Here is a 16,423-nt window from a genome sequence, read left to right as displayed (position 1 = left end):
ACGACTATTTTATCTCAACTCAATAATTATCTATCTAGCTTTAAAATTTCTAATAAATCCATAAAGGGCAAATTCATCATTTAAATTTTGTTCAATTCTATTTTGTTCTCTTCTAAAATCATCTATGTACTTGTCTTTCAACACTTCTACAGTTTTTCTATCAATTTGGCGCTGCTTCAACTCTTCCCTTTTACTTTCTACAACTTTTTCTTTTTGATTTAACTCTTCAACAGTTTCACCTATATTGTAACTTAAGTTATTTATATAAATATGTCTTATCTTTTGTTCTATAACAGAACTAGACCCCGAAAAATTATTATACTTTCTGTAATTTTCTTTCATCTCCATGAGTTTTTCTTTTGCTTTAAAGCTTTCATTTTGAGCCCGCTTAAATTCAATTTTACATTCCTCTTCTTTATCCACTCTCATATCAAGAAGCTTTTGAAGCCTAAACTTATATGCCTTCAAGTTATCTCCTCCTTATATAGGCAACAATACAATGCTTTTTAATTACTTCCTAAATTGAACATACCTATTAGTCTGTTTATGCTATTATCAAAGGAAGAATATTCATCCATACTCTGTTTTAAATAATTTATTATACCGTCATAATAATTTATTGCCATATCAATATTAGGATTATTTCCTCTAATGTAAGCCCCTATATTTATCAAATCCTCAGAATTCTTATATACAGACAACATATCCCTCGCAAAAGAAGCACTTTTCTTATGGGATTTTTCAGTTATTTCTGACATAAGTCTGCTAATACTAGATAGTATGTCTATAGCCGGATAGTGGTTTTTATTAGCTAGAGACCGAGACAATACTATATGTCCATCCAATATACCCCTAACGGCATCTGCAATAGGTTCGTTTAAATCATCTCCATCCACAAGAACTGTATAAAAGGCAGTAATGGAACCTTTGTCAGACATTCCAGATCTTTCCATAAGTCTAGGAAGTTTTGCAAATACAGAAGGAGTATATCCTTTGGTTGCAGGAGGTTCTCCTACTGCAAGTCCAATTTCTCTCTGAGCCATAGCAAATCTGGTAACTGAATCCATCATAAGTATAACTTTTTTGCCTTTATCCCTAAAGTACTCTGCAATGGCTGTGGCAGTGAAGGCTCCTTTCAATCTAACTAAGGCCGGTTTATCTGAAGTAGCACATACTATAATGGATTTTTTTAGTCCTTCCTCTCCCAGATCCTTTTCTATAAAGTCCCTGACTTCTCTTCCTCTTTCCCCTATAAGTGCTATTACATTCACATCTGCTTCTGCATACCTGGCTATCATGCCAAGGGTTGTACTTTTTCCCACTCCACTTCCTGCAAATATACCAATTCTCTGTCCCTCTCCACAGGTCAAGAACCCATCTATAGCCCGTATTCCTGTAGAAATCACTTGTTTAATTCTTTTTCTCTTTAACGGATCTGGTGGATCTGCATCCAATTCATATAAAACCCCGGATGAAATTTCATTTTCACCCAGAGGATTGCCAAGGCCATCTAGAACCTTGCCAAATAATTCTTCTGAGCATTTTACACTTAAAGGTCTCCTGCCAGGTACAACTCTACATCCTGGTGAAATTCCAATAAGTTCTCCAAGGGGCATTAATATTACATCTTTTTCTTTAAACCCAACTACTTCACAGGCTATATTCCCATTTTCTTCATTATATACATTACATACCTCTCCCACAAAAGCTTTTATCCCTTCCACTTCTATGGTTAATCCTATTACTTTTTTCACAATACCTTCCTGGTAGGTAAAATTGGCAACTTTTACTTTCCTATTTAGTTCAGAAAAATTCAAATTTATCATGTAACCATCACCTTAAACTAAATACTTTTGTTATTCTACATTTTTAAATATTTCCTTTATTTTTTCTAGGGCTATATCTACAGAAAAGATACTTTTCCCATTATTTTTTTCTATAACTACAGTACCTTCTTCTAAAGTTTCATCAGGTATTATAAAAATATCTCCTTTAAAAGGCAGCCTTTCTCTCCATATATCCACCTGATTTTTAAACTGGTCACAATACTTTTTTCTACTTTTTATTATAAAGGTTTCAATATTTCTTACCTGTGAGAGTTCATTAAATACCATAGTATTTAGGCTATCCTCATCTTTAATTTCCTGTTTCAAAATGCTTTCTATTGAATCTACCATAAATCTTTTAATTTCTTCTTCCTTTTCCTTTAAATATCTATTCTTTTCCTCCACAGAAGCTTTCAAGATTGAGTCTGCTTTGCTTATTATATCTTCTCCCTCAATCCTGGCCTTTTCTATATTTTTAGTATATCCTTCTTCATAAGCCTTTTTAGAGCCATCCTCATATCCTTTTTCATATCCCTCTTTATATCCTTTTTCATTTGCGTTTTTATAAGCTTCCTCTTCAATTTTTCCAGCTTCTTCGTAGGCTTTGGAAAGTATTTCTTCCCTTTTTCGCTGTGCATCTTCTATCATGGATTTCACTATTTTGGAATAACTATTTATAATTGAGTTATCTTTATTTTCTTCTTCAATAATATTCTTTTCAAACACTGTAACTATATTTTTAGCACCCTTTCCACTTATGCTGTCACCTTTTATAATTTTATACGATGATTGCATCCTCTCCTCCTCTTGCAAGAACTATTTCCCCTGCTTCATCCAATCTTCTTATAATATTTACAATTCTCTGCTGTGCCTTTTCCACATCCATAAGCCTAACAGGTCCTAAGAACTCTATGTCCTCTTTCAATGCTGCAGCGGCTCTCTTGGATTGATTCCTAAATATAGTTTCTGATACCTCTTCTGAGCATCCTTTAAGAGCCAGTGAAAGTTCTTTTGTATCCACTTCCCTGAGTACTCTCTGAATAGATACATCATCAAGAGTGATAATATCCTCAAATACAAACATGGATTCTTTGATCTTTTCTGCCAGTTCCGCATCTTGTTTTTCAAGACCTTCCGTAATATTTTTTTCTGTAGTTCTATCCACTTGATTTAGTATATCTACAATTGTCTCTACACCACCAATTACTTTTATATCTGATTTAACCACAGAGGAGAGTTTGTTATCCAGCACTTTTTCTATTTCTTTTACTACCATATGTGATGTATTACTCATTGTAGCTATTCTATATGCAACCTCAGCCTGCATACTTTCAGGAAGTTCAGATAGTATCTGACCGGATTTATCTGCCTGAAGATAACAAAGTATAAGTGCTATAGTCTGTGGATGTTCATCACCTATTATATTTAAAAGCTGCTGAGCATCTGCCTTTCGGGCTATGGCAAAAGGCCTAAATTGCTGGGTGGCCTCTATAACTTTATCTAATATTTCCATAGCTCTTTGTGTTCCAAGGGCTTTAGATAAAAGATTCCTGGCGTAATCTACTCCCCCTTCTAGTAAATAATCCTGAGCTCTATTCATCTCCATAAATTCCTGAAGTATTTCCTTTTTCTGCTCTGACTTTACTGAGTTGATATTAGCTATCTCATAAGTTATCTTTTGTATTTCAGCCTCTGGCAATCTTTTCAATATTCCTGCAGCAGCTTCCGGTCCAAGAGTTATAAACAATATGGCTGCTTTTTGTACACCAGTTAACTTTTGATTGTCCTTAGCCATTTTTATCACCTCTCATCTTCAGCTAACCACGATTTTATTATATCTGCCACTTGATCAGGTTTATCCTTTGCATATTTCTTTATTTCTCTTTCAATATGAACATCTTCTGTATCCTGTTCAAGTTCCAAAGGCTTAAATTTAATCTTTTCACTAGCTTTAGTATCTTCATCACCTATAACTACATCTATACCTCCCGGTCTAAGCTCATCTTCAAATAACTCGTCCTCTGCATGTCTTCTTCTCCATATTATAACCCCAATTATGGTAGCAATTATTGCTGCTGCAATACCTCCTATAATTGCAAATAATCTATTTCTCTTTGCTGTCTTTTCTGCCTGTTCCATATCTTCCATATCCTTTTTAGCATTATCTTGAGCCGTGGTATCAAAAGGTAACCCTTCTACACTTATGGTATCTCCTCTGTTACCATCATATCCTATGGCTGAAACCGCTAAATTTCTTATAGCTGTTCTAGTGGCATCATCCACATCTCCATCTAAAGCTACTGATGCTGTGAGTCTTTTTACACTTCCTGGAGCCTTTACAGTTTTTTGTTCTACCTTAGGTACATTATAATTTCTTGTAGTCTCATTATAGGTTGAATTTCCTCCTGTAGTGTTATTTGTAATTGTATTACTCATGTTGTTATCTACAGGACTTCCAGTTTGGTTGGTTGCATCCCCCTGGTTTGTTTCATTTATTGTATGCTCACTTACTACAACACTATTATTATCATAGGTTGTGGAATTCTGTTGTACCGCATCAAAATCCAAATCCGCATTTACTTTAACTTGAACTTTATCCTTTCCATACACAGCCTGAAGCATACTCAATAGGTTCTTCTCCAAATTCTTCTCATATTGCTCCTTAAGCTGCTGTTGTTTTTCAGCTGGAATAGTACTATCTTCACTATTAGCTTCATCCTCAAATAAATCTTTAGACAGTAAAGTCATATTATCATCTATAACCTGTACATTTTCTTTAGGTACATTTTTAACAGCACCAGACACCAAAGAAACCAACGCCTTTACCTGTTCTTTGCTTAATTCTTGTCCTTCTTTTAATTTTAAAGTCACAGACGCACTTCCCGGACTTGTATCCTTCACAAATTCAGTATCATCAGGTAGTACAAGATGTACCCTTGCATTTTCCACTTCTGGAAGTGACTTTATAGTTCTTTCCAATTCTCCCTGAAGAGCCCTTTGATAATTTATTTTAATTTCTGTATCCGTACTCCCCAATTTATTCTGATCTAATAGTTCAAATCCCTCACTGCCATTAGTAATTTCAACTTCTGAAAGTACTTTCATCCTAGTTGCATCTACTTCACCTTCAGGAACTAAAATAGAGTTTCCTTCCACTTTCACATCCACTTTATCGTCCTGAAGCTGTTTATAAACAGAAGATAAATCCTTAGAATCCATATTAGAAAATAAAACTGCATATTTTGTTTTTCCAAGTGATATTGCTGCAAACACAATGGCTGCTATAATTCCTGCTGTTATCACTCCAAAAGCTATCTTTTTATTCTTACTCAGTTTCTTGAATTTATCTATTAAATTTTTGAAAATTTGTGATAGCTTACCCATTAATTAGCACTCCTTCTAAATCTGCGTTCTATTCAACTCCTGATATGCCTCCACAAATTTATTTCTAATTTGCACTGCAAGTTCTAATGACATCTTTGCTTCCTCAGTATCCAGCATAACATTATGTATATCCACTCTATCCCCTTGTATAAATTCTTCTGTACTATTATTGGCCTCTATTTGTTTGTTATTTACTTCATCTAATTCATTTTTTAGCACAGAAGCAAAATCAGATATGTAATTTTTATCTTCCCCATTATTACTTCCACTTATCTTATCAAAATCAAATATACTACTATCAGGTACATACTCATTTATTTTCATTTATATATTTCCCTACTTTCCTATATCTAGAGCTTTTGAAAACATGCTCTTCTCTGCAGAAATGGCACTTAAATTGGCTTCATAAGATCTAACTGCTACCATCATATCTGCCATTTCATTCAATACATTTACATTTGGCATAGACACATATCCATCTGCATCTGCATCTGCATTAGTTGGATCATATACCCTTTTAAATTCAGAATTATCTTCAACTATGCCCACAGCCTTTACTCCTTGCGATACATTTTCATATCTTCCAGCTTTATTTAATTGTTTCTGCAAATTTTCTTGAAATACCGCTATCTTTCTCCTATAGGGATTTCCATCAGCTCCTTTAGTAGTTTCCACATTAGCCATATTAGAAGCTATAGTATCCATTCTAAGCCTTTCTGCCGAAAGGCCACTGGCACTTATTCTTAAAGTGTTAAAAGCCTGAATCATAAATTTCCCTCCCTATTTCCCACTTATTACATAACGTTCCATAGATAATCTGCTATTCATTTGATTTACAAGTGCACTGTACATAAGAGTATTAGCTGCCTGATTTACTATTTCAGTATCCATATCCACATTATTCCCATCTTCTGTCATACTATTGCTGCTGTCCGTTTTTGTTTCTATTTGTCCATAATTACTTCCTATTTTAATATGTTTTTCATCATCTGTTTTAAGCTCCAAATTATATACACTATCTTTCAAAGATTCCTCAAAAGTGACATATTTTCTCTTATATCCCGCAGTATTTACATTTGCCAGATTATCGGATATAGCTTTGCTTCTTTCTGACGCAGCATCTAATCCTTTTTTTAATAAGACATTTACCACTTCATCATTTGACACATTTCCTATATACACTATAAACTTCTCCTTTCCATGGAAATATAAGGTATTATCCTATGCATAAACATCAAAATTTTAATCTTATTTTATTTTCAATTAAAACTTTATACCTAATATACTTTATTTTAACATAATTGTATACTACAATCTACCTTAAATATACAAAAAAAAAAATAATTTGTGACAATTAAAAACATATAATAAATTATTTTAAAATATAATGACATATTATGAATTAAAAATAAGTCCATATCATAATCATTTAATATAAATATATAAAGGATACTTACTTTTTAAATAAGTATCCTTTATATATTTACGCTAAATTTAAGTATTATTTAATATTTCTCAATACCTCCAAAACATCCTGAGGCAATTTATTTGCTTGTACAATCATAGCCGTAGATGATTGTATAATTATGCTTTCCTTAGAATAATTCATCATTTCCTCTGCTATATCACAATCTCGTATACTGCTGTCGGCAGAAGTCATACTGTCAGTTAAAGCCTGCATATTATCGTAAGTAGCTTGAAATCTGTTTTCCAGTGCACCATATTGACTCCTTAAAGAGAGCACAGTATTTAAAGAACTATCTATAGCCTCTAATGCATCACTATTGTCATCTCCTAATATATCTTTTCCCTGGGCCGTTTTAATTTTATATAACTCCGAAATAACACTTTCACTGCCATCAGTTAAGTCTATCTGTGGTATGATAACGCTTTCTCCGGAATTTCCTCCTACGGGCATGGTTAAATTTTTGTTCTTTCCCAATAATTTTAGTCCATTAAATTCTGTATTATTGGCCATAGAATTTATTCCATTCAAAGTTTCATCTATTTCATTTTGTATTATTTTCTTGTCATTTTCATTAGTTACTCCACCAGCCTGTACAGTAAGCTGTCTTACTCTCTGAATCATGTTTGTAATTTCTTGCAGCCCACCTTCTGCACTTTGAAGCATACTTACGCCATCTTGAACATTTCTAGTAGCAGATTGAAGACCTCCTATCTGCATTCTTATATTCTCACTTTTTACTAATGCACCAGGATTGTCCTTGGCAGTAATTACTTTATATCCGCTAGATATTTTTAGTAAATTTCCACTCTGTCTATTTAAGGCCTGCTTTTGAATGAAATTCATAGTTAAAGCTGGCATATTGTAATTTAACCTCACAAAGCTCCCTCCTTTATATAATATATCGTATATATATTAAAAATCTACATTAATAAATTTTTTTATTATAGGATTCCATTTTTACATAGGTGTCAAATAACTCCTGAGCTTGCTGTTCAGTGATATGTTCATTATCTAAGTTACGATACAATATATACAAGTTGGCATTCATATCCGGGTCTATCCCTTTTGTTTCTTTCATTTTCTCAAGTATTCTATCCTTTAAAGGAATGCTTTCTTCATCTAACTCTTTTTTCAATAAATTCAATAATTTTTCTATATTTTCTACTATTACTTTATTTGTGGTGCTTACCTTTATACTTTTCAATCCCAAAATTATTTTATCTACACAATCCTTACTTATAAGTATCCTTTTTTTCTCCATAAAATCAACCTCACCCTCCCCAGCTTAATTTTAGCAATTTAATAGGGCCTATGCTCAATTTAAAAATTAAACTCACTAATTACATATATAATTACATTTTATCAATGTAGTTACACTTCTGTCAATGAAGGATCAAGTGATTCTTAGATTCAGGTGGAGTTTACTATAGAAAAATACTTTTCTCTATTTGAACCTTATTAACAGTATCCCTAGTGTCTTTAGCACTTAGAATACGTTATCCTTTAGGGAAAGAACTTATCCAAGCATTTAGACCTGCTTATCTCCTACTTTGAAAAGGAAGTATTAGCTAATTTACCGCATTGGATAAAATTAGATAAAGATAATGTCTATAACTACATTATGAATCACACTCTGCATTCATATTGAAGTATAAAAAATTAAGGCCACCCCCAAAGTTTGCCTTAATTATTCTACTTTAAATAATATTCTTTAAAATTATGCTAAAACTTCTTTGTTATGTTCTAAAAATTCAATTTTATGTGCCTCAACAGTGGTAAAATATTTTTTTATTTCTTCTTTAACAGAACTTTTAATACATATTCTGCCATTTACTCCTATAAGCTTACCTTTTTTTAAATATAAACATAACTTTTCACCATGATTGCTCCAGTAAGAAATGGGGATAAAGTCTGCCTCCCTTTCCCCTTTGTCATTTATAAAATCCTTGTTCACTGCTAAAATAAAATTTATGACACTTCTATTGCCAGACTTCATTTCAACTACTTGTGCATCTTTAGTAAGCCTACCTATAAGATTAACATTATTCAATATTTTAACCTCCAAATCAATTTTTTATAATTATATCCCTTTTAAATCAATTTATTCAGTAGACTACTTTAATGAAGTGATTCTTCTAAAGGCTTAAAATCTCTGTCCAATATCCATCTGGATCTTTTACAAAATAAAGTCCCATTTGTTTATTTTCATAACATATACATCCCATTTTGCTATGGTAATCATATGCAGATTTTAAATCATCTGTTCTTACAGCCATATGAATTTCATTATCTCCAAGGTTATAAGGTTCCACCCTGTCTCTCAGCCATGTAAGTTCTATTTTATATTTTCCTGTTTCATCTCCCATAAATACCAATATAAAACTGCCATCCTCTGCTTCTATCCTTTTTATTTCTTTAAATCCAAGTGCATCTTCATAAAATTTTATACTTTTTTCTAGATTTAATACATTTATGTTATTATGATCAAATACAAATCTCATAATTATCACTCTCCTTTATATTCTTATTTACCATTATATCACAATATCATATTATTATTATGATATAATGATAACAATTCAAATCACAGGAAGGTGAAAATTCATGAAAAATTATAATATTAAAATTTATTATTTATATCACAGTGGTTTTGCAGTAGAAACTTCAAACCACTTTTTAATATTCGACTATTACAAGGATTCTTTTAACCCTTTGGATCAAACCTTAGAAAAAGGATTCATTTCAGAAGATATTCTAAAAGATAAAAAAAACATACTAGTGTTCTGTTCCCACAGTCATCCTGATCATTTCAATCCAAGAATATTAAAATGGCAGGAATTAAATTCTTCTATAAGATATATATTTAGTAGTGATATACACATTGAGAATTTTAAAAAAAATTACTATAAATTCTCTCCTTATAAGGAACTAAATTTAAATGATATATATATAAAAACATATGGTTCTACAGATATAGGAGTATCCTTTTTTATTACAGTGGATGGAATTAATATATTTCACGCCGGAGACTTGAATTTATGGTACTGGAAGGATGAACCAAAAGAAGAACAGGTCTCTGCCAAAGAAAATTTTGAAAGAGAAATACATAAATTGAAACATGAAACTGTAGATTTCGCATTTTTTCCAGTGGATCCAAGACTGGAAGAATATTATTCTTTAGGAGGAGAATATTTCATAGACCAAGTCAAACCTAAATTTTTTATACCAATGCATTTTTGGAATAAATATGGAATAACAAAGGATTTTGCAGCTCTTACCAAAAATCTTCCTTCTGAATCTCTAATAATAACTCACAGGGGCCAGCTATTCCAATTCTAATATTGTAAAGATTTAAATTAAGAGTGAAGCATACCATTTTGATCACTCTTAATTCTTAATTATAAAATAGCCTGTTACATGGTTCCTGTAGAGCCAAATCCCCCTTCTCCTCTTTCTGTATCCTTTAATTCTACTACTTCTTTTATTAATACTTGTTCTATAGGTTTTATAACCATCTGGGCAATTTTCATACCCTTTTTTATTAAAAAATTTTCCTGTCCTAAATTTATCATAAGAACTTTTATTTCCCCTCTATATCCTTCATCTATGGTTCCCGGTGAATTTAATAGAGTAATGCCATGTGCCAATGCAAGTCCACTCCTTGGTCTCACCTGTCCCTCTGTATTTGGAGGCAGCTGAATTTTTATACCTGTAGCTATTAATTTTCTTTCCATAGGTTTTATTAAAACTTCTTCTACAGAAAATAAGTCAAGTCCTGCATCTCCTTCATGTGCATAAAATGGCAAAATAGCTTCCTTATTAATTCTCTTTACTAATAGTTCCATAAACAAATCTCCTCTCAAAATCCAATAAATATTATTGGCTTACTTCCCATCCAATTGCTAAAACTCCCGAACTTAAACTTATTTTACTTACTATCTTTTCTATACTCATATCATTTTTCCCCATACTCATAATTTTAGATGTGACAAAAACAACCCCTGGAGTTTCCGTATTATCACTTTCCAAATTTCTAAGAACTATTTTTTCTTCTGCCAACATATGCATTAAAAAAGTTCTTATGTGGAATTCTTCATTTTCATCACACTTTATACTTATGGTATATAAATACTCTTCTTCATCTCCTTGTTGTGATTTTACTTTATATATTCTTTTGGAAATAGGTGCAGACAAACTATTAAGAATTGCCACAACCAGTGCACCTATAAAGGCATAGGTAAGATCCCCTACACTTACCAATACTCCAATTGCAGCTGTACACCATAGTGTAGCTGCAGTATTCAATCCTTTTATATTAAATCCATCTCTCATTATCACGCCGCCGCCTAAAAATCCTACACCAGTGACTACTTGAGCTGCAATACGTGTTTTATCTCCTGTGTCTATTAAAAAAGAAGAAAATACAAATAGACAAGAGCCTACACATACCAATGCGTTTGTATGAATCCCCGCCATCCTATGCCTATATTGTCTCTCAATTCCAATAATTCCACCTAAAATAAGAGCTGTGATCACCCTAAGCAAAAAATCCATTAAAGTCATTTTCATGCACCCCCATTTAGTTTTAATATTTAGATTATATATTATTCTAATTCCCAATAAATATTGATTAATTTAATAGGAGTATTATACTTATTAATAGAAATTATTTAAACTATAGTATATCACAGATTGTATCTAAAGTAATCAATCTTACCCTCTTAATTCCCGTCACCAATTTTCAAATTAAAATTTTAAAAAATAAAAGCAGTTCCCCATAAAATTCCAGGGGGAACCACTTTATATCCAAAGCTCAATTATTGTTCTGTTTCAACAGCACTGCTTGAATCTTTATCATCTTCTACTTCATCAGCTGATCCTCTTTCTGCTATTATATCTTCTATCAGTTCTTTAGTTTCCATAAGTTCTTCTAAAGACATGGTTCTATAATCTTTAGATGTATTCCTGCATACATCTATTCCTTTTTCTTTTAAAAAAGAATCTACCTGTCTTTGATTTCTCCTGTACACATAATACCCTACTGCACATACTCCTACCCCTACCAATGCTCCTTTAATGTGATCACTATTAATTGATTGTAACATAAATTATATTCCTCCTTAAAGTTATTTTTAATTTAAAAATTATTCATTATAATTTGACTGCACTTTTTATTAAAGCTATCATACCCATTTCTTCCCATAACCATTCCATGTCTATTTATAAGTATATTTCCCCCATAGGAAAAATTCTGTCTATCTATGAAATTTGTTAGAAAAGCCCTTACAAAATTCATCTTTTTATAAAGATCATCTCCATGATAAAGCGATATCTCAAAATAACTTTCATTTGTACATATATCTTTCACTTCTTTAACTTTTATAGATAATTCATCATAGCGAAGATCTAAAATATGTCTTCCAAAAGTGGTTATCCATGTAAGAGCAGATGCAGTTATAAAGTTTTTCTTGTTTATAGAGTTCAAAAGATACATAATAGAAACTACCTCAGGGTCAAAAGCACCCTTTTCATTTATTTCATTGTAGCCATGTTCCACTATAGCTCCTGCAGTAGTCCCAAGTGCAGCCCAATTTAATAAATCACTTACATTCTTATTTGAATTTAACCCCAAAAATTTCATAGCTGATGCTGCTATAATAAATCCCACAGAATACATAGCAAGAGAAGGTATATTCCTTGTAGGTGTATTACTTACTAATTTAATTGGAACCATATCATATTGTTTAGAATAAATAACTAGCATTCTTAAAATTACTTCTTCCAATTCTATTTTAAATAAGTTAAAATGTACAAGTACAGACTTGGTGACAGGATTATATTCTACTTTTTTTACCCCTTCTCTTTCTTCCATTGCGCAGATAGCTTGTCTTATATTTCTCAACGGATGAGATAATTTGAGTCTTAATCTATTATTCGTTCTGAATAAAATTATTATTTTAGGTTGTTCCATTTATATCCCCCTCTCCATATTATGAAAAAGCAATCTTAATGAATTAGACACTACAAGTATGGTACTTGAATTATGAAGCACAGCTCCCCAAAATACAGGCAGCACCCCTGCTGCACTTAATACAAGCCCCAAACTATTTATACCTATTACAAGTCCAAAATTTTGCCTTACTATATTCATAGTTTTATTTGATAGGTCTATTACAGAAGTCAGCATCATGGGATCATTTCCTTGAATGCTGATATCAGATGCTTCTAAAGCCGCATCTGTACTGCTTCCTCCAAGAGCCACTCCTACATTGGCATAGGCAAGAGCAGGTGCATCATTTATGCCATCTCCTACCATTACAGTTTTGGAACCCTGAGATTGAACTTTCAATACAGCTTGTACCTTATTTTCCGGCAAAAGCTCAGCTTCATAACTGTCTATCCCCATTTTATCTACTACTATCTCAGCCTGTTCCTTTAGATCTCCTGTAAGAAGTATTATCTCATCTATACCCTTATGCCTTAAATTATTTATTGTTTTTCTCATATTATCTCTCATTTTATCCTGTATTCCAATAAGGCCAATTAACTTGCCGTCAAAAGATACATATATTATGCTTTCTCCCCTTGATATAAGCATTTCCTCTTCACTTTCTAACTGGGATGTATCTATATTACTCTCTTCCATGAAAGCTTTATTTCCCACCTTTACTATTTTCCCTTCTAAAGTGGTTTCATTTCCCCTTCCAACATAGGTGACAATATCTCCATGCTTTGAAATTCCAATATCCAGTTGTCCTGACTTCCTGATTACAGCCTTCGCCATAGGATGACTGGAGGTTTCCTCTGCTGTCACAGCTATTTTTATTATATCCTCTTCTTTTATAGTTTTATCTGATGAGATTATACTAACTATCTGAGGTCTTCCTTCCGTTAACGTTCCAGTTTTATCAAATATTAACGTATCTGCCTTTGCAAGAGATTCAATATAATTTCCACCTTTTATAAGTACTCCGTTTTTCACTGCTGTATTAATAGCTGCTGAAAAAGCTGTAGCCGTAGACAATTTAATTCCACAGGAATAATCTATAATAAGCATATTCAGTGCTTTAAATGCACTTTTTGTTGCAAAATATGTAAGAATTGCAAAAGCAAAATTAAACGGCACCAAGTAACTTGCAAATTTATCTGCATAATCCTGTATAGGAGCTTTTTTAGATGCAGCTTCCTCTACAAGATGTATTATTCTAGAAACCACTGTATTATCCCCGGCTTTTTCAGTGGTAACAGTCACATTACCATTTTTCACTATACTTCCTGCAAATACATAACTGCCTGTCCTTTTTACACTTGGTTCAAATTCCCCAGTTATAGATGCCTCATCCACAACTGCCACTCCTGACAGAACTTTGCCATCTACACATACCTTTTCCCCTGTATGTATTGCCACAATATCCTTTTCTTTTATACTCTTTACTAAAACCCTCTTAACTGTTTTATCCTCTAATTGTTTCCACACATATTCTTCATTTAAATCAATCATATTCTTTATAGAATCTCTGGTCTTTTCCATTGTGTATGCAGTCAAAAGCTCCGCTACATCTGACAGCATTATTATTGTAAGAGCTGAAACATCTTTTCCCAAAAGCAAACTTGAAATAATTGAAATTATAGTTAAAGTATCTGCATTAGGCTTTAAAGAATATCTAAAAGACCCTATTCCAGTCTTGAAAAGGGGAGCTATTAATCCTATACTTATAAGTGCAGGGATAGTAGTAAATTTACTAAATATAGATGTACCTGATATAAGACTCCAATTTTGTTTTGTAATTAAAGAATAACTCAAAGTTCCAGCATTTACAGCTACTCTCTTTAGAATGTCTTCAGTAGATTCTTCTCTCACTTCTTTTACTTGTGATGTTCTTCTACCTATATCCTCCCTTTCATTTTTATATACGGTAATTGAATATTTAGAAACAACCTCCTTCAATAAAATCAATATCTCATCCTGTGACGTTAACCTTTTGTCATAGAATATAAGTATATTTTTAGTTATATTATTAATCTTTGCACTTTTTATAGCTCTCATACTTGTAAGATTTTTTTCTATCTTACTATTGAGCTTACTTAAATATTGAAAAGCTCTACACCCAACTCGTACCCTACCAGGCATAGTATGTATTACACTGCATTTAAATAGAGGTATATTTTTATTTAATGCCATTTAAACTCCTCCCAACCAAAAGCAACATCAAATTTTATGAACAACATCTTTAAGCTGTTGTTCTAATGTATCTACCACATACTCTAAATCATTTTCACCATAATCTTTAATAAGTTGAAAATTATCTGATCCTACTTTTATTATGGTATCTATCCATTTTAATATTTTTTCCTCATGAGCCTTGTCCACACTATACTCTATAAGTATAGTTCCTATTACATGGTTAAATTTAACCTTATCTATACCTGGAAGAATGCATAGAGCATCTTTTAAATATTTTATATAATAACTATATTCTTCAGGTATATTTGAAACATTCACCAATTTCAATCTCAATCTGCCCGGCATGCTGTGAACAAGCTTTACTTTGGCAAAATATTTAAAAATATGTTTTTTTAAATTTTCCATAAAACTCCTCCTTTATTTAATGGTAGAGTAAGCCCACCATAAATAACTTATCCCGCTAGGACGTACTCCCTGATTTTTTACACATGAATTTATACCAGATGCAAGCAGTCCTAATGTAATAATAGAGTTAAAATCTAATATTCCATTAGTCTTATTATATACAGCTAAATTAAGGCTGCTTTTTAAATTATTTATTTCTTTTTTAACTAGACTTTCCTCACTATTATTTATGCTTTCCTCAAGCCCAAGGAGTTTTACGATAATACCTACTACAAGCATAGGCTTTATTTTTTGTATATCAAAACTTAAAAGCATAGTACCTATAAAAATGTTTATATCCTTTAATTCAATAAATTCAATTTTACTCAGTTGGTTTATAAGAACCTCTCTCGCCGCTAGATCATCTTTTAATACAGGTACATACAATCTGATTCTTCCTGGCAGATAATGTTTAACCTCCACAATCCCCTTAAAACTCGGTACATTAATATGAGTATTTTTATTATTTAAATTTTTGTTTCCATTTTTATTTATAATTCCATCAACCACAAAAAACGCTAAACTATAGGTAATATACCTAAAAAAAGTATTATTCATTATCATACCATCCCACCCCTTTTTAAAATAATAATTATTTAAGTACATAATATTTAACAATTATTACTGATCATAATGTAATATTTATTTTAATATAAACTATATTTCAGTACAATAACGATTATCATTATCATCTATTTTTTTATATTATAATGCAAAATTCACCATAATGTCAAACTATATTTGTTTATATCACATATTTCAACATACTTATACTACTAATATTTTTAGTTCTTCCAATCACATTGAAAATCTAAATTATTACATAAATAAAAAGAAGTTTAAAAAACTTCTTTTTATTTATATTTCTATTTTTACCTTTTAAATTTAATTCTATATCCTATATATAAAAACCTCTATACTTATTCTCAATCTTTTCTACCGCCTTATTATATGCTAAATTATAAATCTGCTGCATAGAACAAACCTCGCTTTCACTTAAACCACTATAAAATATTTTAGGGCAAATAGCAAAAGCATCTTTATTATCCTCTTTAAAATTATTATTAATAATACTTAAAAATCTACTCTCTATATCCATGAATATTCCTCCTAAAT

The 16,423-nt window shown here is 31.7% G+C and carries 21 protein-coding genes; 1 reads left to right on the top strand and 20 read right to left on the bottom strand.

Annotated features, from left to right (window positions below; genetic code table 11):
- Positions 1–30: 30 nt before the first annotated feature.
- From fliJ to BS101_RS07160, 12 genes are all read right to left on the bottom strand, one after another.
- Positions 31–468 (bottom strand): flagellar export protein FliJ, encoded by a 438-nt coding sequence (gene fliJ / locus BS101_RS07215; RefSeq protein WP_073538213.1) that lies wholly within the window; start codon positions 466–468, stop codon positions 31–33.
- Between the two features lie 38 nt (positions 469–506).
- The gene (gene fliI, locus BS101_RS07210; RefSeq protein ID WP_073538212.1) at positions 507–1,826 is read right to left on the bottom strand and encodes a flagellar protein export ATPase FliI; all 1,320 of its coding nucleotides are present in this window, start codon (positions 1,824–1,826) and stop codon (positions 507–509) included.
- Positions 1,827–1,856: 30 nt separating this feature from the next.
- A complete protein-coding gene (locus BS101_RS07205) occupies positions 1,857–2,621 on the bottom strand; it encodes a flagellar assembly protein FliH (protein ID WP_073538211.1) in 765 nt (254 codons plus the stop codon).
- Positions 2,605–3,621, bottom strand: coding sequence for a flagellar motor switch protein FliG (gene fliG, locus BS101_RS07200; RefSeq protein ID WP_073538210.1), 1,017 nt, complete (start codon positions 3,619–3,621; stop codon positions 2,605–2,607). The genes BS101_RS07205 and fliG overlap by 17 nt, the downstream gene beginning before the upstream one ends.
- A gap of 5 nt (positions 3,622–3,626) precedes the next feature.
- On the bottom strand, positions 3,627–5,210 hold the full coding sequence (gene fliF, locus BS101_RS07195; RefSeq protein WP_073538209.1) for a flagellar basal-body MS-ring/collar protein FliF: 1,584 nt from the start codon (positions 5,208–5,210) through the stop codon (positions 3,627–3,629).
- Positions 5,211–5,225: 15 nt separating this feature from the next.
- Positions 5,226–5,534, bottom strand: coding sequence for a flagellar hook-basal body complex protein FliE (fliE, locus tag BS101_RS07190; protein ID WP_073538208.1), 309 nt, complete (start codon positions 5,532–5,534; stop codon positions 5,226–5,228).
- A gap of 12 nt (positions 5,535–5,546) precedes the next feature.
- The gene (gene flgC, locus BS101_RS07185) at positions 5,547–5,978 is read right to left on the bottom strand and encodes a flagellar basal body rod protein FlgC (protein ID WP_073538207.1); all 432 of its coding nucleotides are present in this window, start codon (positions 5,976–5,978) and stop codon (positions 5,547–5,549) included.
- 12 nt (positions 5,979–5,990) lie between these two features.
- A complete protein-coding gene (flgB, locus tag BS101_RS07180) occupies positions 5,991–6,392 on the bottom strand; it encodes a flagellar basal body rod protein FlgB (protein ID WP_073538206.1) in 402 nt (133 codons plus the stop codon).
- Positions 6,393–6,711: 319 nt separating this feature from the next.
- A complete protein-coding gene (locus BS101_RS07175) occupies positions 6,712–7,554 on the bottom strand; it encodes a flagellin (protein ID WP_073538205.1) in 843 nt (280 codons plus the stop codon).
- A 49-nt stretch (positions 7,555–7,603) separates the two neighbouring features.
- Positions 7,604–7,939: a hypothetical protein gene (locus BS101_RS07170; RefSeq protein ID WP_073538204.1), complete on the bottom strand. Its 336-nt coding sequence runs from the start codon at positions 7,937–7,939 to the stop codon at positions 7,604–7,606.
- A 456-nt stretch (positions 7,940–8,395) separates the two neighbouring features.
- The gene (locus BS101_RS07165; protein ID WP_073538203.1) at positions 8,396–8,728 is read right to left on the bottom strand and encodes a single-stranded DNA-binding protein; all 333 of its coding nucleotides are present in this window, start codon (positions 8,726–8,728) and stop codon (positions 8,396–8,398) included.
- 85 nt (positions 8,729–8,813) lie between these two features.
- Positions 8,814–9,179, bottom strand: a complete 366-nt coding sequence (locus BS101_RS07160) for a VOC family protein (protein WP_073538202.1) — start codon at positions 9,177–9,179, stop codon at positions 8,814–8,816.
- 103 nt (positions 9,180–9,282) lie between these two features.
- Between BS101_RS07160 and BS101_RS07155 the strand changes: the two genes are divergently transcribed.
- Positions 9,283–10,017: an MBL fold metallo-hydrolase gene (locus BS101_RS07155; RefSeq protein WP_073538201.1), complete on the top strand. Its 735-nt coding sequence runs from the start codon at positions 9,283–9,285 to the stop codon at positions 10,015–10,017.
- Positions 10,018–10,091: 74 nt separating this feature from the next.
- Here the strand turns inward: BS101_RS07155 and dut are convergent, their stop codons facing one another.
- From dut to BS101_RS07115, 8 genes are all read right to left on the bottom strand, one after another.
- Positions 10,092–10,523, bottom strand: a complete 432-nt coding sequence (dut, locus tag BS101_RS07150; protein ID WP_073538200.1) for a dUTP diphosphatase — start codon at positions 10,521–10,523, stop codon at positions 10,092–10,094.
- 31 nt (positions 10,524–10,554) lie between these two features.
- Complete coding sequence (locus BS101_RS07145; protein ID WP_073538199.1) at positions 10,555–11,241, bottom strand: MgtC/SapB family protein; 687 nt, start codon at positions 11,239–11,241, stop codon at positions 10,555–10,557.
- A 254-nt stretch (positions 11,242–11,495) separates the two neighbouring features.
- Positions 11,496–11,783, bottom strand: coding sequence for a hypothetical protein (locus tag BS101_RS07140; protein WP_073538198.1), 288 nt, complete (start codon positions 11,781–11,783; stop codon positions 11,496–11,498).
- Between the two features lie 32 nt (positions 11,784–11,815).
- Positions 11,816–12,649, bottom strand: a complete 834-nt coding sequence (locus BS101_RS07135; RefSeq protein WP_073538197.1) for a hypothetical protein — start codon at positions 12,647–12,649, stop codon at positions 11,816–11,818.
- A complete protein-coding gene (locus BS101_RS07130) occupies positions 12,650–14,860 on the bottom strand; it encodes a heavy metal translocating P-type ATPase (RefSeq protein WP_073538196.1) in 2,211 nt (736 codons plus the stop codon).
- 27 nt (positions 14,861–14,887) lie between these two features.
- Positions 14,888–15,268 carry an HMA2 domain-containing protein gene (locus BS101_RS07125; protein WP_073538195.1) on the bottom strand — a complete coding sequence of 127 codons (381 nt, stop codon included), beginning with the start codon at positions 15,266–15,268 and terminating at the stop codon, positions 14,888–14,890.
- A 12-nt stretch (positions 15,269–15,280) separates the two neighbouring features.
- Positions 15,281–15,871 (bottom strand): HMA2 domain-containing protein, encoded by a 591-nt coding sequence (locus BS101_RS07120; protein ID WP_073538194.1) that lies wholly within the window; start codon positions 15,869–15,871, stop codon positions 15,281–15,283.
- 334 nt (positions 15,872–16,205) lie between these two features.
- Positions 16,206–16,406 carry a hypothetical protein gene (locus BS101_RS07115; protein WP_073538193.1) on the bottom strand — a complete coding sequence of 67 codons (201 nt, stop codon included), beginning with the start codon at positions 16,404–16,406 and terminating at the stop codon, positions 16,206–16,208.
- Between the last annotated feature and the right edge of the window lie 17 nt (positions 16,407–16,423).

The sequence above is a fragment of the Clostridium kluyveri genome, from assembly GCF_001902295.1.
GTDB classification, from domain to species: domain Bacteria; phylum Bacillota; class Clostridia; order Clostridiales; family Clostridiaceae; genus Clostridium_B; species Clostridium_B kluyveri_B.
Note: the sequence above shows the minus strand (reverse complement) of the source record. Positions and strands in the feature narration are given on the sequence as shown.